At 49.4% G+C, this 26,673-nt stretch carries 16 protein-coding genes and 1 pseudogene; 12 read left to right on the top strand and 5 right to left on the bottom strand.

Annotated elements, in window-relative coordinates:
* The first annotated feature begins 63 nt into the window (after positions 1–63).
* From B6A39_RS12330 to rnk, 10 genes and pseudogenes are all read left to right on the top strand, one after another.
* Positions 64–1,317 carry a hypothetical protein gene (locus tag B6A39_RS12330; RefSeq protein ID WP_083006118.1) on the top strand — a complete coding sequence of 418 codons (1,254 nt, stop codon included), beginning with the start codon at positions 64–66 and terminating at the stop codon, positions 1,315–1,317.
* A gap of 155 nt (positions 1,318–1,472) precedes the next feature.
* Positions 1,473–2,031: pseudogene (locus B6A39_RS12325) on the top strand (hypothetical protein).
* A 419-nt stretch (positions 2,032–2,450) separates the two neighbouring features.
* Positions 2,451–3,566 (top strand): hypothetical protein, encoded by a 1,116-nt coding sequence (locus tag B6A39_RS12320; RefSeq protein WP_083006116.1) that lies wholly within the window; start codon positions 2,451–2,453, stop codon positions 3,564–3,566.
* A gap of 7 nt (positions 3,567–3,573) precedes the next feature.
* Complete coding sequence (locus B6A39_RS12315; RefSeq protein ID WP_083006114.1) at positions 3,574–5,094, top strand: AMP-binding protein; 1,521 nt, start codon at positions 3,574–3,576, stop codon at positions 5,092–5,094.
* 54 nt (positions 5,095–5,148) lie between these two features.
* Positions 5,149–5,634, top strand: coding sequence for a TRAP transporter small permease subunit (locus B6A39_RS12310; protein ID WP_083006112.1), 486 nt, complete (start codon positions 5,149–5,151; stop codon positions 5,632–5,634).
* 19 nt (positions 5,635–5,653) lie between these two features.
* On the top strand, positions 5,654–6,937 hold the full coding sequence (locus B6A39_RS12305; protein WP_083006110.1) for a TRAP transporter large permease: 1,284 nt from the start codon (positions 5,654–5,656) through the stop codon (positions 6,935–6,937).
* Positions 6,938–7,011: 74 nt separating this feature from the next.
* Positions 7,012–7,998: a TRAP transporter substrate-binding protein gene (locus B6A39_RS12300; protein WP_083006108.1), complete on the top strand. Its 987-nt coding sequence runs from the start codon at positions 7,012–7,014 to the stop codon at positions 7,996–7,998.
* 29 nt (positions 7,999–8,027) lie between these two features.
* Entirely contained in the window at positions 8,028–8,735 is a 708-nt protein-coding gene (locus B6A39_RS12295; protein ID WP_083006106.1) for a GntR family transcriptional regulator, read from the top strand.
* Between the two features lie 538 nt (positions 8,736–9,273).
* Positions 9,274–10,626 (top strand): NADP-specific glutamate dehydrogenase, encoded by a 1,353-nt coding sequence (gene gdhA / locus B6A39_RS12290; RefSeq protein WP_083006104.1) that lies wholly within the window; start codon positions 9,274–9,276, stop codon positions 10,624–10,626.
* A 127-nt stretch (positions 10,627–10,753) separates the two neighbouring features.
* Complete coding sequence (rnk, locus tag B6A39_RS12285; RefSeq protein WP_009721838.1) at positions 10,754–11,167, top strand: nucleoside diphosphate kinase regulator; 414 nt, start codon at positions 10,754–10,756, stop codon at positions 11,165–11,167.
* A gap of 241 nt (positions 11,168–11,408) precedes the next feature.
* On the opposite strand, the gene B6A39_RS12280 is transcribed toward rnk, so the two are convergent.
* On the bottom strand, positions 11,409–12,086 hold the full coding sequence (locus B6A39_RS12280) for an IclR family transcriptional regulator (RefSeq protein WP_083006102.1): 678 nt from the start codon (positions 12,084–12,086) through the stop codon (positions 11,409–11,411).
* Between the two features lie 201 nt (positions 12,087–12,287).
* Here B6A39_RS12280 and B6A39_RS12275 point away from each other — a divergent pair, with 201 nt between their 5' ends.
* Positions 12,288–14,663, top strand: coding sequence for a cytochrome P450/oxidoreductase (locus B6A39_RS12275; protein WP_083006100.1), 2,376 nt, complete (start codon positions 12,288–12,290; stop codon positions 14,661–14,663).
* 94 nt (positions 14,664–14,757) lie between these two features.
* Positions 14,758–15,819, top strand: coding sequence for a TRAP transporter substrate-binding protein (locus B6A39_RS12270; RefSeq protein ID WP_083006098.1), 1,062 nt, complete (start codon positions 14,758–14,760; stop codon positions 15,817–15,819).
* Positions 15,820–15,860: 41 nt separating this feature from the next.
* Here the strand turns inward: B6A39_RS12270 and rfaH are convergent, their stop codons facing one another.
* From rfaH to B6A39_RS12250, 4 genes are read right to left on the bottom strand one after another with little or no spacing between them, the layout of a single operon-like run.
* Entirely contained in the window at positions 15,861–16,382 is a 522-nt protein-coding gene (gene rfaH / locus B6A39_RS12265) for a transcription/translation regulatory transformer protein RfaH (RefSeq protein WP_083006096.1), read from the bottom strand.
* Between the two features lie 3 nt (positions 16,383–16,385).
* Positions 16,386–17,720, bottom strand: coding sequence for an aminotransferase class I/II-fold pyridoxal phosphate-dependent enzyme (locus B6A39_RS12260; RefSeq protein WP_083006094.1), 1,335 nt, complete (start codon positions 17,718–17,720; stop codon positions 16,386–16,388).
* Positions 17,717–25,030 carry a type I polyketide synthase gene (locus B6A39_RS12255; protein WP_083006092.1) on the bottom strand — a complete coding sequence of 2,438 codons (7,314 nt, stop codon included), beginning with the start codon at positions 25,028–25,030 and terminating at the stop codon, positions 17,717–17,719. Before B6A39_RS12255 ends, B6A39_RS12260 begins: the two co-directional genes overlap by 4 nt.
* Positions 25,027–26,673: an LTA synthase family protein gene (locus B6A39_RS12250; protein ID WP_083006090.1), complete on the bottom strand. Its 1,647-nt coding sequence runs from the start codon at positions 26,671–26,673 to the stop codon at positions 25,027–25,029. The genes B6A39_RS12255 and B6A39_RS12250 overlap by 4 nt, the downstream gene beginning before the upstream one ends.

Below are 26,673 nucleotides of genomic sequence, written 5' to 3'. Positions count from 1 at the left end.
AGCGATTGGTGCGTATACTTTGAGCCGTGCTAGTTTCTTCATTTGGCTACAAGAGATTGCTTTATGGCACCGCTGCCGAGCTTTGTTTTACGTTCACTACCGATCCTTACAGCAGCCACGCCTGGTGCTTTTAGAATATTTGTTATTACATTTTCAATGTTTTTTATTGCCAGCGAAGAGGTGGTAACTTTTTCCACGCAGTATACGCTTGCTGCGTTTTTTGTGATGATTTGTGGGATAGGATTTTCTACGATACTCGTTAAAGGTATGGCGAAAGAAAGTAGCGTTACTACCTTTTTAAGTTATTCGTTGTCATCTGTTGTTGTTGGAGGTGCGGTATCTCTCGTTGCTTTACTGTTAGTGTCATGGTTTCTGGTTGTTCCAGATTTTTTTTCACTGTTTTTCTTGGTGATTTCAACATCCGTTTATCAGGTGTTTAGGAATTATCTTATTTTTAAGAAAGATTTCTATCGGCTATTGGTGAACGATATTTTAATAGGATTTTTTTTCGTTGCTTGTATGTTGGTGGCGTATGTATATAAAGATAATATTGACAGCTCTGCCATTTTTATTTTCCTGTCTTTTTCATATTTGGCATCGCTGTGTGTTGTCTTTTTCTGGCGTTATTATCAATCGTATGAAACGCCTAGTGAAGGTAGTGTGGCCTTGATCTCTAAGGATAAAACGGTCTCTAGCTTGGTGGTGGGCCTGTCGAATGCGGCAAGCGGAGGCGTGAGTTTTATTCTTCCTTCCTTTTTTGCCGCTTTGGGCGGGAGTGAGATTGCGGTTGTTGCTTCCATTGCAGCCTTGGTTTTTAGCTCTATCTCTGCTGTTCCTAGGGGAGTGATCAATAACGGCACGGCTGCATTATCTAAAATGGTATTGGCAAAACATTTTGACAGTCAGTTTGTATTGAGCCTGCGTCGCAAGGTGAAAGTTATTATCGCTACGCTATTTCCTTCTTTAACGCTTTTTATTTTTGTTTACTTGTATGTCTTTGTCGAGATCAATGACTTTTTAACATCGGTTGTATTTGTAGTTGCACTTGGGTTTTATATTGCCACCGCGCAGCTTGGTGTTGTTGAGTCCGTCATGATTAATTTATGTGGGTATGAGCGACAAGCGTTTTACTTTAATCTCATTGTTTTTTTAGGCGTCATGGTGGTGTTTATGCTGCCTAATTTCTTTCCTGCTATGCAAAATGCGTCCTTCATCGTTTATCTATTGCCGTTGCTTCTTGGGATAATCAATATTTTTAGAATGTTCTGGTACCGGCAGCTGGTGGGACGATATTTTGGTATGAATGCAGAACGCTAGGCTCCATTACGCTATTGGGCTTTTCCTAACGCTCCTACGCATCTTGATATTAGATGCGTGGGTTTCCAGTCGCTTCATGCACCATTACTGCTATCCCGCATGCTTGGCCGCAGAAACTGAGTGCAACACCTGAGCATTTCGCTAGCTGTTGTCCCATGTCTTACCTCGAACTCAGCATTGAAGTACGTGCCAGCATCCAAGTGGGTCAAGCCCAAGGTATGAGTCTCGGCATATTCCCCAGCGTCAGCGAAAAAAGCGTCGAGTGATTTGTCGTCCTGCGCGTAAGCTTTTGCCAAGCACCGAGCGGTTTGATTTCATCGTGCCTATGTTGCGGCAAGCTCAAGACGATGAAACTACCTGATTTGCGCGATGCCTACGTCTGCCGAGAGATCATCTACACGGCTATTTATGCTTTGCCTGTTGGCCACCTTCGCAAGAAACTAATTCGCGCTAGCGACAGGGTAAAACCACACGCAATTCGCCGTAGCAGGTTTTAGTGTCGCCCTGAACCGAATGCCAACAAGAATATCAATGGCCTTATTCGCTAATATTTACCGAAAGGAATAGATCTTAGTGCATAGCCAGGAAGTGCTTGATGTCATTGCCTTTAAGGTGAATATGCGGCCTAGAAAATGCTTTGATTTTAAATGTCCGATAGAAGTGATGAGCGAGAGGATAACCATATACCATGAGAGCCCATCAACCATCCAATGAGTGTGTTGCACTCAGATTCTGCATCCGCCCATCATTAAATACTGCTTACCAAGTATTGCCCAATCCTCACACTGCCTCGGTGTGCTGTAAGAATTTGATTTTCATTTTTTGGTAATTTATCCAGTAAGAAAAGATGTGTTTATTTTATGTAGGCAAGCCTTCCGACGCGCCCGCTTGGATGTGCCCGTTATACCTGGAGGAATCCTTGGCATTCATAGAAACGACACCAAGACGAGGATAAAAAGGACTCGAGAGTACCGTTTTTTAAATATTTTTCACCGCGTCTGGAAATTAAAGTTTTAATAAACAGTCGCTTAGGAATTAATTACATTGTCTTGTCAAAAACATAGACTATAGTCTACTAGTTGTATTGTGCTCCAAGTTCTACCTTTGGTATACCAAATATAAGGATAAGAATAATGGATGCCTTAAAACTTCTAACGACTATTGATGTATCTGACGAAAGCCAAGGGCCACCAGTGCAAGAGCGGAGTGCGTACTCCGTTTATTGGCAGCTGGGAAAGTTTTTTAATAATGATATTGTCTTTATAAGTTCAAAGGATAACTCAGTAAAAGGAGCTTTAGGCATAAGCGACATAAAATTGATTTGCGATGCTTTTGACTTTGCTGATAGAGAAAAACTATCTATCGTTTTTTATTTGAATTCGTCCGGTGCAAAATTAGATGATGGTATTGCCATACAAGCTTCTTTCAGAAAATTAATTGGAAGAGCTCTGGAGTTTAAGCAAACAGGGGGTAAGCTAGTATTTCTGTTAGGAAGAAATATTTTTGGTGGTGCAAGTATTCTTGCAATGTCTGGAGATGCTAGATTTTACTCTGAAGATACTCGGGTTTCAATGACGGGGCCAAGGGTTCTTATAGTTAAAGAAGACGAAGATCAAAAGTATGTTGAAAGTATCATATCGCGTGATGTGCGCGTAAAAGCAGACCCGGGCGCAGTATACCTTGATTATGGTAGCGATAAAGAAGCGGAAGATGTATTAAAGAATGCATTGTTTTCATGTTCGGGAAACTTATATGAAGAATTTTACTCTGTTTCAAGAATGTTAAAAGGGAGTGGCTTTTTATCGAATAGAATTGTCATAGAGGCTGAAGGTGTGAGCTGTTTAGGTAATGCTCCTCCGAGCCCTCTTGACCTACTATCACTTGCAAGCGTTATTGATGATTGGGTATTGCCTGGTGTAATAAAAATAAATTGTGAATGGTCTTCTCATAGTATTTTAGCTAAGCATGAAGAAAGCTATCAAAGTAAGATTTTATATATGCTTTCGGAAGTGTTGTATAAAAAAAGAAAATCTGGGAATAGTGTTGTTTGCTATCTGCTAGATAATATATCAGGTGGTATTTATATAGCTCTATCAGCTGGTAGTGATAAGATATATGCAAAAAAAGGAGTTGAGGTTGAATCTCTTCCATCTCAAATAGTCAGCGCCATTAAAAAAAATGATAATGGAAGTTCTTTTGTAAGTAACTCTTGCCTTTTGGAGTCAGGAGTTGTTGATTGTTTTTTCTGAGGTCTTTATGAATAATAATTTTATTTCAGAAGTGCTTGAAATCGCTAATGATCAAGCAAGTGAGTTATTTATGATTGGTGGTGATAATTATAAATACTATTATCAAGATGTAGATGATCTGACTGCAAAATATGCAAATTTTTTGACTTGCTTAGGTGTTAAGCCTGGTGACCGAGTAGCTGCTCAATTAGAAAAAAGTCCAGAGGGTTTCTTTTTGTATCTGGCGGTATTGCGCATGGGTGGGATATTTTTACCTCTTAATACTGCCTATACGGCCAAAGAAATGGAGTATTTTCTTTGTGATGCAGAGCCAGTAGTTTTTATTGCATCTAAAGAAAAAGCAGAAGAAAACTCTGAGGCGGTAAAAAAGAATGTTCGCTTGGGTGTATTGACCTTAGACAAATGTGGTGAAGGTTCGTTTACTATAGGGGCAAAAAAACAATCATCTGCTCACAATGTGGTACCTAGAAGTGCTGATGATATAGCTATCATAATGTATACGTCTGGCACGACGGGCCAACCAAAAGGAGCGATGCTTACACATGGATGCTTAAGTTCAAATGGTCACGCTTTGACAAAAGCTTGGAGCTTCACTAGTAGCGACACACTACTGCATACACTGCCTATTTTTCATGCTCATGGATTGTTTATTTCAACACATTGCGTGCTACTGTCAGGAAGTAAGATGGTATTTCTAGATAAGTTTGATGCCAGTAAAGTTGTTGATTATCTTCCTCAGTGCACAGTCATGATGGGGGTGCCTACGTTTTACACTCGGCTGCTTTCATGTGATGAGTTTAACAAAGTGTCAACGAGCTCAATGCGTCTGTTTATTTCGGGCTCAGCACCTCTTCTTGAGGAAGTTGGGCAAGAATTTTATAGCAGGACAGGCCATGTTATTTTAGAAAGATATGGGATGACGGAGTCAGCTATTATTACTTCTAACCCCTACATTGGAAATAGAAAGCTAGGGGCGGTTGGCAAACCAATCGATGGAGTTGAATTAAGAGTAAGAAAAGAGTCTGGGGATTTAGCTGAAGTAGGAGAGGTAGGAGGTGTTGAGATAAGAGGCCCAGCAATTATGAAAGGATACTGGAGAAAGCCAAAAAAAACAGCTGAAGAGTTTACAGATGATGGTTGGTTCAAGACAGGTGATATAGGTAAGCAGGATTCGGAAGGTTACCTTTACATTGTTGGAAGACAGAAGGATCTAGTAATAACTGGAGGATACAATGTTTACCCTAAAGAAGTAGAAATGGTGATTGACGCTATGGAAGGTGTTAGTGAATCTGCAGTAATAGGACTTCCGCATAGTGATTTTGGTGAAGCGGTAACAGCAGTAGTTGTCTGTGAAAATAGCAGTCAATTGTTACAGGAAGATGTTCTTCGAGAGTGCAAGTCGCAGCTTGCTTCTTATAAAAATCCTAAATGCATTGTTTTCTATGACGAGCTTCCTAGAAATGCAATGGGAAAGGTAGTAAAAGCAAGGCTACGCCAGGATCTTTCAGAGCTTTATTATCATAAATAATTTCACTTCCTATTGGTCTTTAAGTTAATAACAATTAATTCTGAGGAAGTAGATATGAGTATGCCTGGTTTTATAGTAAGAAAAGTTGGTGATGCAAGTTTTTATATATCTCTCTTTATAATGTTTTTTTTAGTAATTTCTATATCTTGGGAGGTGTTAAACAGGTTTTTATTAGGTGTTTCTTCAGTATGGGTGTCAGAGGTTTCTGGGTATTTAGTGGCAGGTATTCTTTTTATGGCCGCTGGTAAAGTGTATCGAGAAAATGGACATGTGGGTATGACCATACTCGTAGATAGGCTTCCCGCTCGGCTTCATTATCTCGTGCTTGGGCTGGTAGATTTTTTTGTATTTGTCTTTGCACTCGTAATGGCGTGGGCCACATACGATATGGCCATGCTCTCTTATGAGCTTGGCTGGCGTTCCTCGACCACGCTGGCTATGCCTTTATATCTCCCCCAGTCCTTTATGCCAATTGGTAGCTCTATTCTTGCTATTGAAGCAGTAAGGATGCTGGCAACTAGGTTCCTGACCGAACAATAAATATAACGAGGAGGTTATCATGGTCATAGTTGTTGTTTTATCACTAATCTTTCTTTTAGTTCTTGGTGTGCCTGTTGCTTTTTCCTTAGCGTTATCCGCTTTGGCTGGGATTATTTATGTTGGTGGTTTCGAGTCATCAATTGCGATCTCAGACATTGTATGGGGAACAGTTTCAGAGTTTGTGCTTGTTGCGATACCACTTTTTGTTTTGATGAGCGAAATTATCAATACATCAGGTGTGGGCAAAGACTTGTTTAGAAGTGTGGATAAGTGGATTGGTCGGATGCCTGGTGGGATAGCAATGAGCGCAATTGTAGCTGGAGCAATATTTGGTGCTGTTAGTGGTACTGCGATTGGTGTTGCGGCAGTTATTGGGGCAGTGGCAATACCAGAAATGTTAAAAAGGCATTACTCTAATGAGGTTTCTGCAGGGACAGTGGCAGCATCTAGTGGGTTAGGCATGATTATACCACCTAGTTTGCCTTTAATTATGTATGGTGTTGTGACAGAAACGTCAATAGCGAAGCTTTTTTCGGGAGCAATTATTCCTGGTATTGTGATTATGCTTGTTATGTGTGCTTATGTTTTTTCAATATCGCTAATTGGTGCTCATAAAGATCGTGGTTATCAGACTTATAAGCCTAAAAGAGAGAAGGATGACCTTAGTTTTGTTGGCTCATTATTACTGGCAGGCCCCGTTGTATTATTGATATTCGTGGTCATCGGTAGTATTTACAATGGAATAGCTACACCTACTGAGGCTGCGGCAATTGGTGTTGTGGGGTCGTTATTAATTGCGCTTTCCAAACGTAAGCTCACATTAAAGAATCTAACTCAAGCCTTTGTTAAATCAACCAAGATAAGTTGTATGCTGTTAACCATTTTAGCATGTGCTATGGTCTTCAGTTATGCTTTAAGCAATGCACAGGTTCCACAAAAAATTGCTGAGTATGTAATTTCTGCAGAGCTAAATAAGTGGACGTTCTTTTTCATAGTAATGGTTATGCTTTTCTTTATGGGGATGCTTTTAGATGCAATCTCTCTTGTTATAATCGCTGTGCCCATTGTTTTTCCTACAATGATGCTTTATGGATTTGACCCAGTTTGGCTTGGTGTTGTTATGATGGTAAATATGTGTTTTGCCGTTATAACTCCGCCAGTAGGACTGTGTTTGTATGTCGTTCGCGATAGTGTGATCGGTCTTAAATTGCATCAAGTAGTTCGTGGTACATTGCCCTTTATTGGACTATATGTAATTTCTATAGTGATTCTTTCTGTCTTTCCTGGTCTTGTTTCAACCTGATAGCATGGAGGTGTTTAAAAAGATAATTTGTTTTGATGGTAATAAATAATATTAACAACTAAAGGAATAACACCATGATTAATAATTTTAAAAAATCCGTACTTGCAGCTTCAATTGTTGCGTTTTCTACAACTGTAATTGCCCAAGAGTCGCTTAGGCTAGGTCACTATTTTCCAGCAGAGGACTTTCGAGGAAAAACGGCTCAGTATTTTGCAGATGCTGTTGATCAAGAGCTATTTGACATCCAAGTTTATCCGTCCGAATCCTTAGTTAGGGGACGAGATGGTTTTATGGCGACAGCAAGAGGCAGCGTAGATATTTATAGCCTTTTTGGTGGTTATGCGGTTGGAAGTGTTGATTTAATGAGAATTTTTACTATTCCATTTCCTCCTGATGAGTTTACTGATAGTAAGTTACTTGAGTTTGCAAATGATGAAAGAACGCTTGATATTTTGGATGAAGAATTTGAGCGTTCGAATGTAAAGCTCTTGGGGTTTATAAATTCATCTGGTCAAACCACCGTCTTCTTGGCTGATTCAATCGATAGCCTTGAGGACCTTAGGGGAAAGCGAATTCGAGGTGTAGGTGGGTATACTGATCCTGCATTACAGGATTTAGGTTCATCTGTAGTGTTTATGAGCGCTGCAGAGCAGTTTTTGCAGCTTCAGACAGGAGGAGTGGACGGGGTAATTACAACTGATTCTTCTTATGCGAACCTTGGTCTTTCCGAGGTGGCTCCTGTTATGATGGACGGCTCTATAGTACGTACGCCATATCCTCTGATTATGAATAAAAGAAAATGGGATAGGCTCTCGTCTGATCAGCAGGAGGCATTGATGACAGCTGCAGCAGAAACGGTAGCTTGGTCAATCGAAAACTTTGAAGAAGAGTCGGAAAGGCTGGGAGAAAAAGTTAGATCTGAAGCGTCAGAAGTTTATGCTCTTTCGGATGAAGACCTTGATCAAGCGAGCCAAATTAGAAATAAATATTTGCAGCAATTTTCTGACGAATATGGTGATGAAGGTGAGAGGCTTGTCGAGTTATTTAACGAATATTTATAAAACCACCTTTAGTTAGAAAGATTCATTTAATGGCCCTCTGGAAGCTTCGGAGGGCTTCCTATTTGAAAACGATGATGAGCGGAGTTGGTATGGGGCGAGATGAAATAAAACTGGAAATTGAGCAAAGGATCCTTGATGGACATTTTTTGCCTGGTGAAAAACTGAATGAAAGAGATCTTGCAGCTGAATTCGGTGTTTCTAGAACCCCAATTAGAGATGTGTTGAGGTGCTTGGAGGCTGAGGGCCTAGTAGAGCACTTTGCTAGGAGGGGAGTTTACATTAGAAGGAGTAGTCTCACCTATGTGCTCAGTCTTTTAGAACTACTGGCAGTTTTAGAATCATCATGTGCTAGATTAGCTGCTAGATCAGGCCATGCAGATGATAAGGAACTGTTAACTATAAAGGCAAAGCTTACAGTTGATGCAGCGGAGGCGGGCGCAAAAGAATACACATCTTCAAACAAGGATTTTCACGAGACAATTTATAGAATGGCAACGAATGATGAACTGGTGAATATGGTTTATCGCGTCAGGAGAAAAGTCTCTCCATACCGTAAACATATACACCGGGTTGCTGGAATGACGGCGATGTCTGCAAGGGAGCACTTAGCGATCGCGAAAGCCATTGCTGAAAGAGATGATAGTCTCGCTTCAGAACTTATGTTTCATCACTTAGATATGCAAAGGCCTGAGTTTATGCCTTTTGTTTCTATCCTTTCAAAGACACTAGATAGGTAGCGACGTTATCCCCCTGATCTTAGTGAATGCGGTGTATCTTTTCTCTTCAGCGGGAAGGCTGCTTTTTTATCAAGCAAAAGTCTGCAATTGGTTTTGGAAAGGTCGGGCTGACCCATTTTTTATCTTTTAGTGCTCGGCCACACGGTGTCAGTCAAATCATATTGCTACCTTTAAGGTGGCGACAGTTAACAACGTTGTCTTCTCAGTAGAGGCTGGCTCCGATCATATTGATCATATTAAGACACAAGTTCCCATCGCGCTTTCAGTCGCTTTGGTTTCTTTATGTGCGTATTTGTTAGTTGGGGTGAGGTCGGCATCGGGCGACAATATATTGCCATTTATAGTTAAATTATCGTTTATTAGAGTTTTCTGATTGCGCGATAAAGGTGCAATTTAATTTCCACTTTAGTCTAGCTTTGTCGTTTTTTTGGGCTATACCGAACTTGCATAGGGTATGCAGTTTTTCGTGATCGGAGTTAAATACGTCATCGCTCTGGCCAGCAAATCGACGTTTTTAACTATAAAAGGGTGACTGTATATGCCTTATGTTCACGATACGCTGACACGTTTAGCGAAAAGTAGCCCTGCACAAACTGAGTTTTATCAAGCAACGGAAGAAGTGCTTGAGTGTCTTCGCCCATTGTTCGAACGGGCGCCGCATTACCATCAGCACAGCATTATTGAGCGTATTGTTGAGCCGGAGCGACAGGTAATGTTCCGGGTGAGTTGGGTGGATGATGCTGGCCGTGTGCAAGTAAACAAAGGCTATCGCGTGCAATTTAATTCGGCGCTTGGCCCTTATAAGGGCGGTTTGCGTTTTCACCCCAGCGTGACATCGGGCACCATTAAATTTTTAGGATTTGAGCAAATCTTCAAAAATGCGCTAACGGGCTTGCCTATTGGTGGTGGTAAGGGTGGCGCTGATTTTGACCCGAAAGGAAAGTCTGACAATGAAATCATGCGTTTCTGTCAGGCGTTTATGTCGGAGCTTTATCGTCATATTGGGCCGCACACTGATGTGCCCGCTGGCGACATTGGTGTTGGTGGACGAGAAATTGGTTACCTATTTGGTCAGTATAAGCGCTTAACGGGGCGTTACGAGGGCGTACTAACTGGAAAAGGCCTAAACTGGGGTGGCTCTCTTGGGCGTAAAGAAGCCACTGGCTACGGTGCGGTTTATTTTGCCGAAAACATGCTGGCGACCAAAGATCAAACGTTACAGGGTAAAACGTGTTTGGTATCTGGCGCGGGCAATGTGGCGATTTATACGATCGAGAAGCTTTATGAGTTGGGAGCCAAGCCCGTTACCTGTAGTGATTCCAAAGGGACTATTCACGACCCTAGCGGCATCGATTTAGGTCTGCTCAAACAGTTAAAGGAAGTCCAGCGTGTATCGCTGGAAAGCTATCTCCATGACCATCCGGAAGCCCAGTACATTTCGGCTCGGGATTACCCGCAGGATGGCCACGCGGTTTGGCGAATTGAAGGCGAGGTAGCGTTCCCTTGTGCGACGCAAAATGAGCTGACCGAAGCCGATGCCAAAACGTTGTTAGCCAATGGCGTTACCTGCGTGAGCGAAGGGGCTAACATGCCTTCCACCAAAGAGGCGGTAGATGTCTTTTTGGAGGCTAAAATTGCTTACGGTCCTGGCAAGGCAGCTAACGCGGGTGGCGTAGCGACTAGTCAGTTGGAGATGGCTCAGAACAGTAGTATGGAGCAGTGGCCGTTAGAGAAAGTGGATCTGAAACTTAAACAGATTATGGCCGATATTCATCGCCAGTGTGCTGATACAGCAAGTGAGTTTGGTGAACCTGACAATCTTGTATTGGGTGCCAATATTGCGGGCTTCCGCAAAGTGGCCGATGCGATGATTGAGCAGGGCGTTATCTAATCGCTTTTATTAACTAAACCACATACACTGTCGTAATACAGTCCTTTCCCTCTGGGGAAGGGCTGTTTTCGTTGGTGCGTTTTATACCACTGGCATCACTATTCATTGCTTTCCGAGGAGAGTAGAGATGGGGCAGCGTCCTCCTATTATCATTAATCGTCTTGATGCTGAACGACTTCAGCGCCTGATTGATACTGCATCTGAAAAAGACATGATGGTGGCGGAGCTACTGGAAGAAGAGTTGGCCCGCGGAGAGGTGCTTGACCCTCAGGATATCCCTGAGGATGTGGTCAGTATGAACAGCCAGATACGCTTTACTGACCTGACCCGCGAGCGTCAGATGATTCGTACGTTAGTGTATCCACATGCGCTTGAAAGCGTTGAAGATGGCATTTCAGTGATGGCCCCAATTGGCGCGGCGTTAATTGGCTTACGAGTAGGCGATGTAATTGAGTGGCCACTACCCAACAACACTGAGGTGCGCCTGCGCATTGATGCGATTTTCTGGCAACCCGAGCGGGAGAAGCAATTCCATCGATAAGTAAGTGGTGGCTGCTCTCCGACCTGGAGGGGGCTCTTCAGTAAAGCTGTTAAGCACGAATGGACAGGTACGAACTGACAAGTACGAACGGATACTCAATGGCGAACAGACAGCAACGTGCGTCAGTTCGCCGGTATGGAAGGCGATTTTAAGGCTAAAGCCGATCGCCGTGTCCTTATCGCTACTGTCTTTATCACTACTGTCTTGATCACTACTGTCTTGATCACTACTGTCCTTATGACTATTGGCCAATCAGCTCTGCTAGCTGTATCGCGGAAATCTTTACCTCGCGAATTGCTCGCTCACTATCCAGGTCATCCATCGCGACGACGCCGACACACGCTTCCATGCCACTACGAGATCGGGTAGTCGGGATGTGGGTGGCTACGCCAACCGCGCCGCGTTGCAGTTGTCCCCGCGTGAGGCTATAGCCATCAGCGCGGGCTTGCTTTACCTCAGAGCTGTCCTCTTCCTTCGGTGCTCGTCCTGCCAGAATTGCGATACCCGCCGCACCTTGTGTTAATGGGTGGCGGCTGCCAACGCGATATCCCACTCGCAGCATTCCTTCTTCAGGCTCAGCGACCAGCGTCACCATGCACTCTTCCCCTTGGGCAAGAGAGATAAAGGCAGTCGCGCGTGTTGCTTTGGCCAGGGTTTTTAATAATGGCAGGGCGACCGCATGGAGCTGAGGTTCAAAACGAGAGGCTAGCAAAGTAATGCCTGCGCCTAACCTAAGGGTGCCCCCCTGTGTGCGGGTAAGCAGGGCATGTGACTCGAGCGTAGCGACGATGCGATAGGCGATCGCTCTGTGCACTTCAAGCTCCTCAGCAAGCTTGGCGATGCTGATGCCTTCATTGTGCTCGGAAACTATTTTTAAGGCGAGCAGGCCGCGATCAAGCGTTTGAAGCGTGGACGACATCAGTGGAGAACCTCGAACAGACGTTGGCGTTTGGATAATGAAGGATCGACAAGTATGGCGTAGTACCTTGGGGCTGCAAACACGTATTGACGATGCGCGACACTTCATCTATTTTTTGTTTCTATAATAGATAATGATTGTGCGTTAATAGAGACAAAAATAAAACAAACGTCTTGTTGAGCGTTCCCCCTTGGAGACATCATGACCACACCTGCACGCCAGCCCGATAGAATGTCAGAAGGCTGTCCTTTTCATCAGCCAGCTCATGCCACTAGCCATGGAACTAGCCAAGCGCCCGTGACATCACCGACGGGATGCCCCGTCTCCGGGGATGCTGCTGCTTTTGATCCCTTCGGTGCGTCTTACCAGCTTGACCCCGCTGAGGCGCTACGCTGGTCTCGCGAGCAGGAGCCGGTGTTCTTCAGCCCTAAGCTTGGGTATTGGGTCGTGAGCCGCTATGACGAGGTAAAAGCTGTTTTCCGTGACAATCTCACCTTTTCGCCCGCGATTGCCTTGGAGAAGCTGACGCCAGCGCCGCCAGAAGCGGTGAAAATTCTCGAAAGCTATGGCTTTGCAATGCGTCGCACCATGGTCAACGAGGATGAGCCAGACCATATGGAGCGCCGCCGCCTGCTGATGGATGCTTTCCTGCCTGAGAACCTCGAAAAGCATGAGGCATGGGTTCGCGAATTAGTGCGTAGCTATATGGATCATTTCATCGATAAAGGCCGCGCGGATCTGGTAGAGGAGATGTTTCGGGAAATTCCCATGACCGTGGCGCTGCGCTTTTTGGGGGTGCCCAGTGAAGATGCTAAAGAGCTTCGCAAATTCTCGGTCGCCCACACGCTTAACACCTGGGGCCGCCCCTCGCCAGAACAGCAGCTGAAGATTGCTGAAGACGTGGGGCAATTCTGGCAAACGGCACAGGCTATTCTCGATCGCATGCGAGAAGAGCCAACCGGTGAGGGGTGGATGTACGATTCGATCCGTATGCACAACCAGCACCCCGACGTTGTGCCTGAGAGTTACCTGCGCTCAATGATGATGGCGATTTTGGTAGCTGCCCATGAGACGACCGCTTTCGCCACCACGAATGCCTTCCGCATCCTGCTATCGAACCGTGCTTCTTGGAACGATATTTGTGAGAACCCCACGCTAATACCCAGCGCGATTGAGGAGTGTCTTCGTGCTGCTGGCTCCGTGGTTGCTTGGCGCCGTATTGCTACTGAGGATGCTAACGTTGGGGGAGTGACAATCCCAAAAGGTGGCAAGCTGTTACTGGTACAAGCGTCGGCTAACCGTGATCCACGCCATTTTGAAAACCCCGACGAGTTTGATATTTACCGGCATAACTCAGCAGAACACTTCACCTTTGGTTACGGTGCGCATCAATGTATGGGTAAGAATATTGCGCGTATGGAAATGCGTATTATCCTTGATGAATTTGTCCGCCGTTTACCCCATATACACCTCATTAAGGACCAAGCATTCGAGTATCTGCCCAATACTTCCTTCCGTGGCCCAACCTCGCTTTGGGTGGAGTGGGACCCTGAGCAGAACCCTGAACGTTGTAACCGTGCAGTGTTAGAGAACCCGACACATTTCCACATTGGTGCGCCTATTAAAGAGGATATTGTGCGTCGGGTTTTAGTCGCAGAGGTAGCGCGTGAAGCCGAGGAAGTCGTCCGGGTCGATCTTGTCGACCCCTATGGCCGTGAGCTGCCGGACTGGTCACCTGGCTCGCATATCGAGTTGGTCTCAGGCGAATGGCGGCGCTATTACTCTTTGTGTGGAAAGCGCAATGACCGGCATCGCTTGTCAATTGCTATCCTACGTGAGCCTACGGGGCGTGGCGGCTCATTATATTTTCACGAGACGATCAAACCAGGTGATGTACTGCATATTGCTGGCCCAAAGAATCATTTTCACCTGGATGAGACGGCAGAACGCTATACCTTGATAGCCGGCGGAATTGGTATTACGCCGATTCTCACCATGGCCGATCAACTTAAGGCGTTAGGTAAGCCGTACACACTTCACTATTGCGGTGCCGAGCGGCGAACCATGGCCTTTTTGGAGCGCGTCGAGCGCGACCACAGCGAAGCGCTAACCGTTCATGCGAGTGATGAGGGGTGTCGGCTTGATATCTCGACCGCACTTAGCAGCGTAGCCAAGGGTGATCAGGTCTACTGCTGTGGCCCTGAACGAATGTTAGAGGCGCTCGAGGTAGTGGCGCAGAACTGGCCGGAAGGAACCTTACATGTTGAGCATTTTTCGGCGCGTTCTAACATCCTTGATCCTGAACAAGAGCATGCCTTCGAGGTAGTGCTTACCGACTCTAACGTGACACTTCAGGTCGGGAATGATCAGACCTTGCTTGAAGCACTGACGGCATTTGGCGTGGATGTGCCCAGCGACTGCTGCGAAGGGTTGTGTGGTACGTGTGAAGTCGCTGTTGTCGAGGGGGATATTGATCACCGTGACTTGGTACTCAGCCGTGCTGAGCGGGCTGCCAGTGATCGTATGATGGCCTGCTGTTCGAGAGCTAAGGGGGATCGTCTTGTTCTCGCTCTCTAATGGCTAACAATTAATAATTAACAAGCAACAACTAACAACATTAAAACGCAGCACCTTGCACGCCAATCCTTTAATGAACGAGAGGACATTAATAATGAAAAAACTCGCCACACTGACAACGCTTTCTGCCTTGATGGCATTAGGCACGTTACAACATGCCGCCGCCGCGACTGAATTGCAGATTAGTACTTGGGCGGGCCCTAATCACGGTGTTAACACGATTGTTTGGCCGACATGGGGAAGTTGGGTAGAGGAAGCTACCGAAGGGCGCGTCACTGTGAACGTTGTTCACGATATGGGCCCGCCGGGCTCTCAAATGGAATTAATCGCAGATGGCGTTGCCGACGTTACCTGGCTTTTTCATGGATTAATGCCGGGCCGTTTCGAGCTAACCAAACTGCCCGAACTACCCACGTTTGAGGACTTCTCTTCCGAGTCTGCCTCGGTGGCGTATTGGCGCACCCATAACGAGTTCCTGGCCGAGGCTAATGAGCACCGAGGGGTTGAGGTGATTGGGGTTGGGGTACATGGACCTGGCGCTCTTTATCTTACCGAAGAGATTGATAGCCTTGACGACCTAGACGGTAAGCGTGTTCGTATCGGTGGCGGCATTATGGCGGACATTTCGAATGCACTTGATCTTACCGGTGTTGCGCTCCCTCCAGCCAGCACCTATGAGGCTGCTACACAGGGCGTTATTGACGGCGCAATGCTAACCCTTGAAGGGCTCAAAAGTTTTCGTCTAGCGGAAGTGTTGCCCTACACCGTTCAGATGCCGGGTGGTTTTTATCGGGGGAGTTTCTCGATGGTCATCAATCCTGATACATGGGCCTCGCTGTCTGAAGAGGATCGTGCGGCCATTGAAGACGTGTCGGGAGAACGACTTTCTCGTTTGTTTGGCTACATGATGGACGTGGTAGATGAGCGTGGCATCGAGTTTGCGAAAGAGCAGGACAACACGTTTGTGGAGCTGCCGGCCGAAGAACTTGAGCGTTTCCAACAAATAGCTGCAGATCTACCAAGTCAGTGGGAGGCCGGGGCTAAGGAGCGTGGTGTTAACGGTGAAGCCGCGCGCGGCTTCTTCTTGGAGCAGCTCGATGCTGTCGATAGTGAAGACGGATTGAGTGCTGAGGAAGTGGTTGACCAGAGCATGTGATGTTTCCCTGCCCGAGGTGCTGTTTTGCCTCGGGCAACGGGTTATTTTTTCTGTAGGTTGTCGACTGAAATCTCGACATCCTGTGGGCGTTGTAGCACGTTAAGCAGCACGATAGCGCGCTCTTCGCCTTTACACCGTTTGAAGACGGCTTCTAAATCTTTGAAGGGGCCGTCGGTGATCGTCACTGTTTCCCCTGCGCAGAAGTAGCTGTGGCTGCCTTCCTGGTGATGCGGCTGTGCGCGTAGGGTGTCTACTAGTGCATCTGGCACGGCAATGGGCGTGTTGCCAAAGGTGAGTAGGCGCAGTACCCCGCGGGTGGAGCGAATTGGCCGCCAGTTGCTGACGGTTTGATCCAGCCGGATAAACAGGTAATAGGGGAAAAGTGGCTCGGTCACCAGTGAAAGCTTGCCTTGGCGCTTACGTTTGGCGTTCAGCACTGGGTGGAACACTTCGTATCCTTGATTGGTGAGGTGTTCAGCGGCGCGAAATGACTCACCACCTTTGCATTGAATTACATACCAGCAGGGTTTAATCCACTCTGCTTGGGTTTCGAATTCATCCATAAATCACCCTTTGGCATTGGCGAGCAGTAGCGCGAGTGCATCCAGCGTTTGGTCAATATGGTCTTTGGTGTGTTCACAGGAAAGAAAAAAACGCAGCCGAGCGCTTTTCTCGGGAACCGCAGGATACAGAATAGGCTGCACGTTAATGTGCTGCGCAAGCAGTGCGTGGGAGAGGTGAGCCGCGAGCGGCGAGCTTCCTACAATAACGGGCACGACGGCAGAGCCGATACTGTGGCCGGTGTCCATTCCTCTCGCTTGAGCCTGCTCTAGGAAGTAGCGCGAAATAGCCTGTAGCTGGGTAACGCGCTCGGTTTCCTGGGGCATCAATTCCAGTACTTTAAGTGAAGGCGCGGCCACTTGGGCGGGCATGCCGACGCTGTAAAGAAAACCGGGTGCAAAGTAGCGCAGTGTTTCGACCAGCGCTTTATTGCCTGCGATATAGCCCCCGCAGCCTGATAGCGTTTTGCTCATCGTACCCATCCAGATATCGACATCGGTTGGGTCAATCGCAAAGTGCTCTCTTAAGCCTAGGCCAGTGTCGCCCATGACGCCAAACGAATGCGCTTCATCGACCATCAACCAAGCCTGATGGCGTTGCTTTAGTTCAATAAAGCGGGGTAGGTCGGGGATGTCGCCATCCATGCTGTAAAGCCCTTCAATGACCACAAGAACGCGTTCAAATTGATGGCGATGACGACTTAACAGCGCGTCGAGTGCGGCAGGGTCGTTATGACTAAAGGACATGCGCTTTGCGCCTGACAGCTGCGCGCCGACCAATGAGCTGTTGTGGATGTACTCGTCGTGAAGCACGAGGTCTTTCGGGCCTAATAGATAACCAAGGGTAGACACATTTGTCGCGTGACCGCTGACAAACGCTACTGCGTCTTCAACACCATAAATATTGGCGATCGCTTTCTCTAGTTCACCGTGAATAGGGCGCTCACCTGATACCACGCGACTGGCAGAGACGGAGGTGCCGTAGTGAGCTGCGGCGTCAGATGCCGCTTGAACAACCCGTGGGTCACCGGAGTAACCCAGGTAGTTGTAACTGGCGAAATTAAGGCACACATGCCCATCAATCACGCTGGTAGCACCCGCGAGGCCATCATGGACTTTAAAGAACGGGTCTATCACCCCTAGCTGTTTTGCACCCTGGCGCATCATGACTAGCTGTTGATAACCCGGGTGGGCATCAAATCGTGTAAAGCGCTCGGGAACAGTCCGAGTGGCCTCAGCGCCTAAGTTAGCAGGCGCTTGGGTACTGGCGGCACGGGGCGTTGGGCGCTTGCGTGCCTGTTCCAGCAGCTGTCGTTTCAGTTCAGAGCGCTTTACGGTCATGGTGTCTCGGTGGTCGATGTTGAAGCCGTCTCATTATTGAGCCCGTCCGCCCCGTGGCGGGCGGCCAGAGAGGCTAACGCATCTTGTGGCGCTTCTTCAACATCATTGTCATGCTGATGTAACTTTTGAATCAGCACACCTGCCAGCTTGTTCAACGTTGACGCTTCACTCAGCACCATCACCGGCACTTGCACGTTTAGGCGGTTCTCGATAGCGGTCATCAATTCAACGCCCATGAGTGAATCAAAGCCCATATCGTACACCGAGCGATTGATGTCGATTTTCTCTTCATCAATCAGCAGGATACTAGCCAGCTCTGCACGCAGTAGATCAGTAATAGTGCTATGCAACTCTTCCGGCGAGAGGTCGGCCAGTAGCGCGCTGATATCATCATCGTGGTCAACGCTGCCGTCATCATCGCTGGCGCGGGCAATTTCGTTAAACCGTGGTGCCTGGGCGGTGGGTAAGAAGCGTGCAAGTGCACCCCACTCAAGCTCAAGAACACCAAGGCTTGGCCCTGGGGTCAGCAGCATTTGCTCAAGCACGTTGAGGGCGTCATCCGAGCGAAGTGCAGAACCGCCTAAGCGCTCTTGCAGCGCATCTCGGGTGCGCGTGTTGCGTGCCAGGAAGCCGACATCTTCAATCGCCCCCCAGCGTACGCAGGTAGCCGCTAGGCCAGCGGCACGGCGGCGGGCAGCAAAAGCTTCTAGCCAGTGGTTGGCGGCGACGTAATTGGCCTGTCCAGGATTACCGAATAGCGTGGTCGCCGAAGAGTAGAGCACAAAGAAGTCCAGCTCAATGTCGCGGGTGAGGGCGTCCAGGTGACGAGCACCGTCGATTTTAGGAGCGAGCACCTTTTGAATACGCTCGGCATCTAAGTTACGAATCAAGCCATCGTCGATCACTGTTGCGGCATGCACGATGCCACGCAGCGGACTAAGTTCGCGTTGCACGCGTTCCATAACGCTTGCTAGCGCATCGTAATCAGTAATATCACAGGCTGCAGCCAGTACCTTCACGCCTTGGGCTTCAAAGGCAGTCATCGCGGCCTGGGCTTCATCGCTAGCGGGGCCGCTTCGACTAAGTAGAACAAGCTGTCGTGCGCCTTTGCTGACTAACCATTGGGCGGTTTTTAGGCCAAAGCCACCCAAACCACCGGTCACTAGATAGCTGGCGTCGGTAGCGAGTGTCATAGCGCCGGTGCCTAATAGTTCGTTACGCGGCGGTGCAATGGGTTGCTCATAGGTCACCACAACTTTGCCGATCTGGCGTGCTTGCTGCATATAACGGAAGGCATCAATCACTTGGTTGTGACTAAACGCCGTGAATGGCAGCGGACTGAGTGTGCCATCGTTAAATAGCGCCATCATTTCACCGAACAGGCGCTGGGTGAGGGCAGGCTGCACCTTCATCAACTGGTCAGAGTCGATGCCAAAGTAGCTTAAGTTGTTGCGGAACGGACGAAGACCAATATGAGTGTTTTCATAGAAGTCACGTTTACCTAGTTCCAGGAAGCGACCAAACGGGCGCAAGGCACGGAGGTTTTGGTTAATCGCTTCGCCTGCCAGCGAGTTCAGTACTATATCCACGCCTTCGCCTTGCGTGTCTTCTAGGATCTCTTCGGCAAACGTCAGCGAGCGGGAGTCGTAAATGCGCTCTTCACCCATGAGACGCAGGAAGTCGCGCTTCTCTTCTGACCCCACCGTGGCGTAAATGTCGGCACCCAGCCACTGGGCAATTTGCAACGCGGCGATACCAACGCCGCCAGCGGCACCGTGAATCAGCACTTTCTCGCCGGGCTCCAGGCGCGCCAGATGTTTCAGCGCGTAGTACACCGTGAAGAACGTAGTGGGAATTGTTGCGGCAGCAGCATAGCTGATGCCCTCTGGCAGAGGCGCGACGGCATGCTGGTTGGCAATGAGACGATCGCTAAAACTGGCAGGCCCAAAGCCGACAACCGCTTGGCCGGGCGCAACGTGCTTAACATTGGTGCCAACTGCCAGCACCTCTCCCGAGAACTCAAGCCCCAAAGTCGGGCCAGCGAAGCCATTTTCAATCGCTTCATCAGACAGTAAGCCAAGGGTGTACATGACATCGCGGAAGTTGAGTCCGGTCGCTTTGACACGAATTTCCACTTCATCCGAGCCAAGTTCAGGCAGTGGGCGTGGCCGCCACTGCAGCTGACGTAATTGCCCTGGTAGGGCAAAGCCCAGCGTCATTGCTTGATGAGGCGCAGCACTTGCCTGCTTGACCGGGTGAGGCGCAGGCAACGTGCGAAGGCGTGTCGCAAATCGCTCGCCTTCAACCGTTATTACCAGCTCGTTTTCACTATCTGGCGCAGTAAGTGACGCTGCAAACGTGTTTAACGTCGCATCGCTGGGTGTATCTGGCAGGTCGATCAACGTGACGCTATGGCCAACGGCTTCATTTGCTAGAGAGCGGCCAAAGCCCCATAGCGCGGCGTCATCGCCGATGCTGGCTTCCTGGGTCGGCAGCCAAAGCGTGACACGGCTGCCTAGGCTTTCAAGCCCGCTTGCTTCTAATGCCAGTGACCACTGCTGTGCCGTGTAGCAACGTTGGGTTTGAGCGGCGGTTGTACAGCCCTTTAGCCCACGTAGATCAACCACATTGAGTGCGGCAGGTGCATCTTGATGCTCTCCTAGCGCTGTATTTAACAGTGCTTGCGGAGCGGCATCGCTGACGGTTAGCCATGTGTTGGCGGTGCCTAACCGCTCTGCAAGCTGGGCGGCAAGTGCTTCGTGCTCAGCGTCAGAGACAATCAAATGGTAAGCTTCTGCTGCCGTTTGTGTCAGCGAGTCATTATCTGCTGCGTATTGGCCATGCAATAGGTAAGCACCATTTTCTTCCAGCTCAACCGGCGGTGAAACGCTGAGACCTTGTTGCGCTAACCACTCAATGAGAGTGTCTTGTTCCAGGGCGGTTTGGTCGATGCCGGGTGTGGCCAGTAAATCATCAAGCCAGCGGCTTGGGTGAACACCGATCACCATTACCTGAGCACTTGGTGCAAGCTGGCCTGGCAACGCTTCAATCAACTGGCGGGTGCGCTCAGGCTGGGTCACGTCTACGCTGATAAACGCCAGTTGGGCTTTCTCTGCATTGCTAAGTGTCGGCAGCGAATCTTCCAGCGGCTGGATATCCATCAGCGGGAAACGCTCTTGAAGCTGTTCCGCCTGATGGCGAGCCGTGTCGCTGGTGGTGATGGCACGGTAGTGGTGCCCATCTTTAGCGATAGTCGTATTCGCTAACTGTTCGAGCAGTCGCTGGCCAAGGGCAGGAGCGCAGGGGCCTGCTTCTAGCAACTGCAGCCGCTGAGCGGTGGGCAGCGTGGCTAGCGTGGCTTCCATTAATGCACCAAGCTCGGCAGCTAATACTTGCCAGCCATTTTCGCCGATAAGGACGCGATTAATACCTGCTAGGTGCTCAGTGGTAATGCCTAGGCTTTCAAGCGTGTCATTGCCGCTGTTAAGTTGCTCACGGTGAAGCCCTAAACGCCCCACCATATGAATAGGGGCAAAATAATCGGGATAATCCTGCACCAGTAACTGCCAAATGGTTTCCGGTGCGAGCTGATCTTCACCGCCGTTAACATTAACGCCAGCAAAGGCTTCGCTCAGGCTGTCGAGTAGCGGTGACACTTCTTGGGCATAGCGCTGACCGGTGCTGGCGGTAAACGCATTGCTTAGCCCAGCCAGTCGAGCGAGTGCACTGCCTGGCAGCGAAAGCGTCGTCGCGTTTAGCGGGGCGGGCGTTAACTCAACATCCAGATAGCTAAAGTGCTGATGGTGAGCGCGGTTCAAGCGAATCGCCTTAAAGCGGGTTTCGCTGAGCACGGCCACGGCGTTCCCGGCAGCGTCATACAGTTCGAAGTCGGCGGTGAAGGAGTGGGGCGCGCGTTTACCCATCACTGCTCGTGCTAACACGGGGGCACCGGCTTCAGCGTTAACCTGGATGCGCCCAACACGAACCGGCACGAAGGCTAGTTGCGCTGCAAACTCGTTGTGCTGAGCCAGCAGCGGAATGAACATCTGGAAAGCACTGTCCAGAATGCCCGGATGAACGTGGAGCGTATCGAGCTGCGACTGAACACTATCAGATAGGGTAATTTCCCCTATGACGCTGTCGCCTTCGATCCAGCCACGGCTAATGGCTTGGAACGCCGGCCCGTAATGCAGTCCGATACGTTCGGCCATCTGCAAGTGCTCGACCAGGGTATAGTCTGGCGTGCGGCTAGGCAGGTTTGGCGCTTTTCGGTTGAGCAAGAAGCCTCGGCTTTCGCGCATGCGTCGGGCGACAGCATTCAACTGCCATTCGCTACCGGTGGCTGGCTCGCGGGAGTGGATGGCTAAGCGTCCGTCGTCTGGGTCCAGCGTTAACCGCATGGTGCGGCCATTGGGGCCATCCAGTAATAACGGGGCGCGAATTTCCAGCTCTTCAATGTCTAAAATCGGTGTATCTTTCTGCTGCAGGGCCGCTGCTAGCGTAAGCTCCACAAACCCCGCGCCGGGGAAGACTGCGCCTTCGCCGACAACGTGGTCGGCCAGCCATGGCTGGCGTTTGGTATCCAACTGGCTTTCCCAGGTGTGATCCTGCTGCGCCAATGGGTAGCCAAGTAGCGGATGCTGATAATAACGGGAAAGCAGCCCTTGGCCATCATTGGTGCCTTGCACCCAAAGCTGAGTGCGCTGCCAAGCGTAGCGTGGCAGCAGTACCCGCTCGCCTTCTACGGGGAAGAAGTGATGGTTATCAAGGGCTAATCCACTTAGCAGCAACTGGCCGAGGCAGCGAGTTAAACCGTCTACGCCCGGCATATGGCGCTCAATAGTACCTAGCACTAATCCACTGCGCTCTTGCTGGCGCAAAGACTCGTTCAGATAGCGGCGCAGGATAGGGTGGGCACCGACTTCCACAAACACATTGTAACCCTGCTCAATAAGCACTGTAGCGGCGCTATCAAACAGGACGGGTTCACGAATATTGAGCCACCAGTAATGGGCATCCAACTGTGTGCCTTCACTGATGGTGCCCGTCACAGTGGACACATAAGGAATCTGCGTGGTGTGGGGACGAATGTCAGCTAACGCTTCCACGACGCCTGCTTTGATGCTGTCCATAGCGGGGCTGTGGAAGGCGTAATCCAACGGTAGGCGCTTCGCAAAGGTGCTCTGCTCGCTAAGGGCTGCTTCAATGGCGCTTAATTGGTCTCGATCACCCGCTAAGGTAATGCCTTTGGGGCTGTTAATGCCTGCCAAGCTGATGTTGCTAAACTCAGGCTTTTCAAGCCAAGGGGCGATTTCTTCCGCGCTCATAGCAACGGCCGTCATTTCACCAAGGCCACGGGTTTTGCCTTGGTAGAAACTACGATAGTAAATAACCTTAACGGCGTCTTCTAGCGTTAATGCGCCGGACGCCCACGCGGCAGCAACTTCGCCAACACTGTGGCCAAAGACTGCAGTAGGCATGATGCCTTTGGATTTAAGCCATTCGGTTAACGCGACTTGCAGTGCAAACAGAGCCGGTTGAGCGATCTCAGTGCGCTCAAAACGGCCGCCACTGGCTTCTTCCTGGTTACGGCCCGCGAGTTCGTCACGCAGCGAAAAATCGCCATGTTTCTGGAACAGGGCATCCACACGATCAATAGCGTCACTAAACGCTGGTTCGCTGTCTAACAGGTCGCGGCCCATGGTTTCCCATTGGCAGCCGTTACCGTCGTAAACAAACACAGGGCCGCGAGCGTTAGCTAAGCGCTCAAGTGTCACAACGCCGTTGTTTTCACCTTCGGCAAACTGGCTGAGCGCACTGGCGGCGGCGTCTGGCGTTTGGGCGAAACAGAGCGCGCCAAACGTGTGTTGCTCACGGTGGCTGCTCAGCGTATGGGCGATATCATAGAAAGCATGATTGCTCTCGCGCAGGTAGCTCGCTAATTCACTGGCATTAGCCGCCAGTGCTTCCTGGCTTCGTGCGCTAATAAGAATGGGTAGCGCAGCATCGGGTACTTGGCGAGATGTCGGTGCTTTTTCGGGGGCGCTTTCCAGTATGACGTGAGCGTTGGCACCGCCAAAGCCAAAGGAGTTAACGCCGATGACCAAACGGCCCTGTTTTTTGAGTGCTTGGGCTTTGGTGACAACGCTAATGTTCCACTCATCAAATTTGATGCGTGGATTCAGATTGCGTATGCCAATGGTGGCGGGCACTTCACGGTGCTGCAGGCTGTATAGCGCCTTAGCCAGCCCGGCAACGCCTGACGCCGTTTCTAAATGGCCGAGATTACTTTTCACTGAGCCAATCAGCAGCGGTGTTTTACGGTGTTTGCCGAGTGCTTCGCCGATAGCCCGAGTTTCAATCGGGTCGCCAACAGCGGTGCCAGTGCCGTGAGCTTCAAGGTAGTCGATTTCGTCTGGCGAAATGCCTGCCTGTTCGTAGGCACGGCGCATTAACTCAATTTGCGCGCTGGGGTTGGGTACCGTCAGGCCGGACTTGTGGCCATCAGTGTTAACTGCTGAGCCTGCCACCACGGCCAGGATGTTATCGCCATCGGCTACTGCTTGATCATAATCCTTTAGCAAAAATAGCCCGGCACCTTCGGAGCGCACGTACCCATTACCCGCTTCATCGAAGACTTGGCAGCGCCCGGTGGGCGAGAGCATGCTGGCCTTCGAGAAAATAATAAAACCATAGGGGTGCAGGTGCAGGCTGATGCCACCTGCTAACGCCATATTGGTTTCGCCGCTGCGAATCGATTGGCACGCTTGGTGGAACGCCACCATGGAAGATGAGCAGGCGGTATCCAGCGACATGCTGGGGCCATGCAGATCAAAGACATAAGAAAGCCGATTAGAGGCGATACTTGATGTATTACCTGTCGCTGTCGAGGCATCGATCGCCGACATGTCATCGGCCAGGCGATAAGAGTAATCAAGACTGGCGACGCCAACGAAAACGCCGCACTGGCTACCACGCAGGGTGCTAGGCACGATGCCCGCGCTTTCCATGGCTTCCCAGGTAAGCTCTAGCAGCATGCGCTGTTGCGGGTCCATGTTCGCCGCTTCACGAGGCGAAATACCGAAAAACTCTGCGTCGAATCCGCTTATATCGCCTAGGCTACCCGCGGCAAACGTGACGCTGGTGCCAGGGTGACGTTTGTCCGGATGCAAGAAAGCATCATGGCTCCAACGGTCGTGGGCCACTTGGGTGACGAGGTCTTTTTCGGCTTGCAGGTCCTGCCAGAACGTTTCAGGTGTGGTGCCGGGGAAACGATGGGCGGCGCCGATAATGGCAACGCGTTTAGTCATTCTTGCTCCTGAGGTTCTGGTTCTGCCTTGATCACATCGCTACTTATATCGCGTCCAAACGCTCGTTTAAATAGGTAGACGCCAAGTTCGTTTGCTTCCAGCGTGCACGACGCGCGCTCAATGGGCGGCTTGTCGTGCAAATTACGATCTATTTCCGTTGACCATATCATGTACGGGGTGCTGCTAGCAGGAGGCGAAAAGTGCCTATAGGCGTCAGGCAGTATGGGTACGTGGTCACCGTACCAGCCCAGCAGCCCTGGTCTTATAGCAGAGTTTAGCGCTGCTTTAACGCTTCCAAGCATTTTATCTGATTCACCCAAATGGTGCAGGTAAACAGCTAAATCCCGTAAATGATGCGGTAGCGGCCACGGTGCAGTAGGCAATGTTGACGCTACCCTAGCCTTTTCCGGTGCTTCTAAGTGTAAAGGGCCGTGATTCTCCATGGTAATCACAAACACAAAGAGAGGCCTATTATCGTTATCTTCAAGCAGGCGTCCAACTTTTCGTGCAACGGCTTGGTCACCAATGTACTGGCCATGCTTATCCTGGCTTTCGAATGCGCTAATGTCGATAAACGTCTCAAAGCCCAGTATTGGAATAACGCTGTCACGCATATAGAAGGTAGCCGGGTAGGGGTGAACACAAACAGTTCGATACCCTTGGGCCTTAAATGCACTCGCAATGCTGGGTAGTGTGTGGCGTGACAGCGTGCGGTAAGGGTTAAATTGGCGCGCCCCCCATGCATTAGGCGCAATGCCCGTTAAAACGGCGCATTCGGTTCGCACGGTGTTTGCGCCCCATGCGGGCACATTCAGTGCTCCCTTTACGATAGCTTCTTTGCAGGTAGCATCATAATTCGGCAATAAGTCAGCGGCAATCTCGCTACACCATGGGCGAGGATCAAAAAACGATTCACTCTGCACCAACACAACGTTTGGCTTTGCCGCATCGGCGTCTAGCTCAAGGCGCTGCTGAGAAAGTGGCTGAGAAAGTGGCTGAGAAAGTGGCTGAAAGGGCGATGCGTCGGGCGTGGGCGGTTGGGAGTGTGCCAAGGCGATACCATATGCCCAAAGACTAGAAAATAGTCCCAGCTGATCTAGATCCATGACAGGGTTCAATGAGACTGACGGCAGTTTTCGCCACCCCAGCCAAACGAGTAACGCGCCAGCGGCTATCAGCATTAGGCTATTCATTAGAAATACGGTGCCGCCCCATTGGCGGATCAGCGATGGTTCAAATATCAAAAAGCTACCAATGGCAACCGCACCGGCACTGCTGGCAGCAATAGCGAGGCCAATGCCGAAAAAAGGCACATAGAGACGTGGGTGCAAAACCGCATCCCAAAAGTATTCAAAATCGTGACAAATAAAAGGTTCGTTCAGCGTGCGTGATTTGGTATTGCTGGACTGCACGACCACAAGTTGCAGCGATAAGATAAACACAACAGCAAACCAAGGGCGCTGTAGCAGCAGAATAAAGGTGCCAAATAGCAGTAACCAGCTACCAAGGTGCAGGATATTGGCGGCTACACCACGCTTCCAAAACGGTCGCGGACGAGGGCTTAGCAGTGCCTCGAATAACAAGCTACCTAACAAGCCTACTAACAGTGGGCTAACAAACGTGGATGATAGAAAGAACGCCAC

The sequence above is a fragment of the Halomonas sp. GT genome, from assembly GCF_002082565.1.
Classification (GTDB): Bacteria; Pseudomonadota; Gammaproteobacteria; order Pseudomonadales; family Halomonadaceae; genus Vreelandella.
This window is presented reverse-complemented; position numbering and strand designations above follow the sequence as displayed.

Coding starts and splice junctions, on each gene's coding strand:
- B6A39_RS12270 (WP_083006098.1), top strand. CDS start 14,758: ATGAAAAAACTCGCCACACTGACAACGCTTTCTGCCTTGATGGCATTA.
- B6A39_RS12320 (WP_083006116.1), top strand. CDS start 2,451: ATGGATGCCTTAAAACTTCTAACGACTATTGATGTATCTGACGAAAGC.
- B6A39_RS12275 (WP_083006100.1), top strand. CDS start 12,288: ATGACCACACCTGCACGCCAGCCCGATAGAATGTCAGAAGGCTGTCCT.
- rnk (WP_009721838.1), top strand. CDS start 10,754: ATGGGGCAGCGTCCTCCTATTATCATTAATCGTCTTGATGCTGAACGA.
- rfaH (WP_083006096.1), bottom strand. CDS start 16,382: ATGGATGAATTCGAAACCCAAGCAGAGTGGATTAAACCCTGCTGGTAT.
- B6A39_RS12305 (WP_083006110.1), top strand. CDS start 5,654: ATGGTCATAGTTGTTGTTTTATCACTAATCTTTCTTTTAGTTCTTGGT.
- B6A39_RS12260 (WP_083006094.1), bottom strand. CDS start 17,720: ATGACCGTAAAGCGCTCTGAACTGAAACGACAGCTGCTGGAACAGGCA.
- B6A39_RS12255 (WP_083006092.1), bottom strand. CDS start 25,030: ATGACTAAACGCGTTGCCATTATCGGCGCCGCCCATCGTTTCCCCGGC.
- B6A39_RS12280 (WP_083006102.1), bottom strand. CDS start 12,086: ATGTCGTCCACGCTTCAAACGCTTGATCGCGGCCTGCTCGCCTTAAAA.
- B6A39_RS12330 (WP_083006118.1), top strand. CDS start 64: ATGGCACCGCTGCCGAGCTTTGTTTTACGTTCACTACCGATCCTTACA.
- B6A39_RS12300 (WP_083006108.1), top strand. CDS start 7,012: ATGATTAATAATTTTAAAAAATCCGTACTTGCAGCTTCAATTGTTGCG.
- B6A39_RS12315 (WP_083006114.1), top strand. CDS start 3,574: ATGAATAATAATTTTATTTCAGAAGTGCTTGAAATCGCTAATGATCAA.
- B6A39_RS12310 (WP_083006112.1), top strand. CDS start 5,149: ATGAGTATGCCTGGTTTTATAGTAAGAAAAGTTGGTGATGCAAGTTTT.
- B6A39_RS12295 (WP_083006106.1), top strand. CDS start 8,028: ATGGCCCTCTGGAAGCTTCGGAGGGCTTCCTATTTGAAAACGATGATG.
- gdhA (WP_083006104.1), top strand. CDS start 9,274: ATGCCTTATGTTCACGATACGCTGACACGTTTAGCGAAAAGTAGCCCT.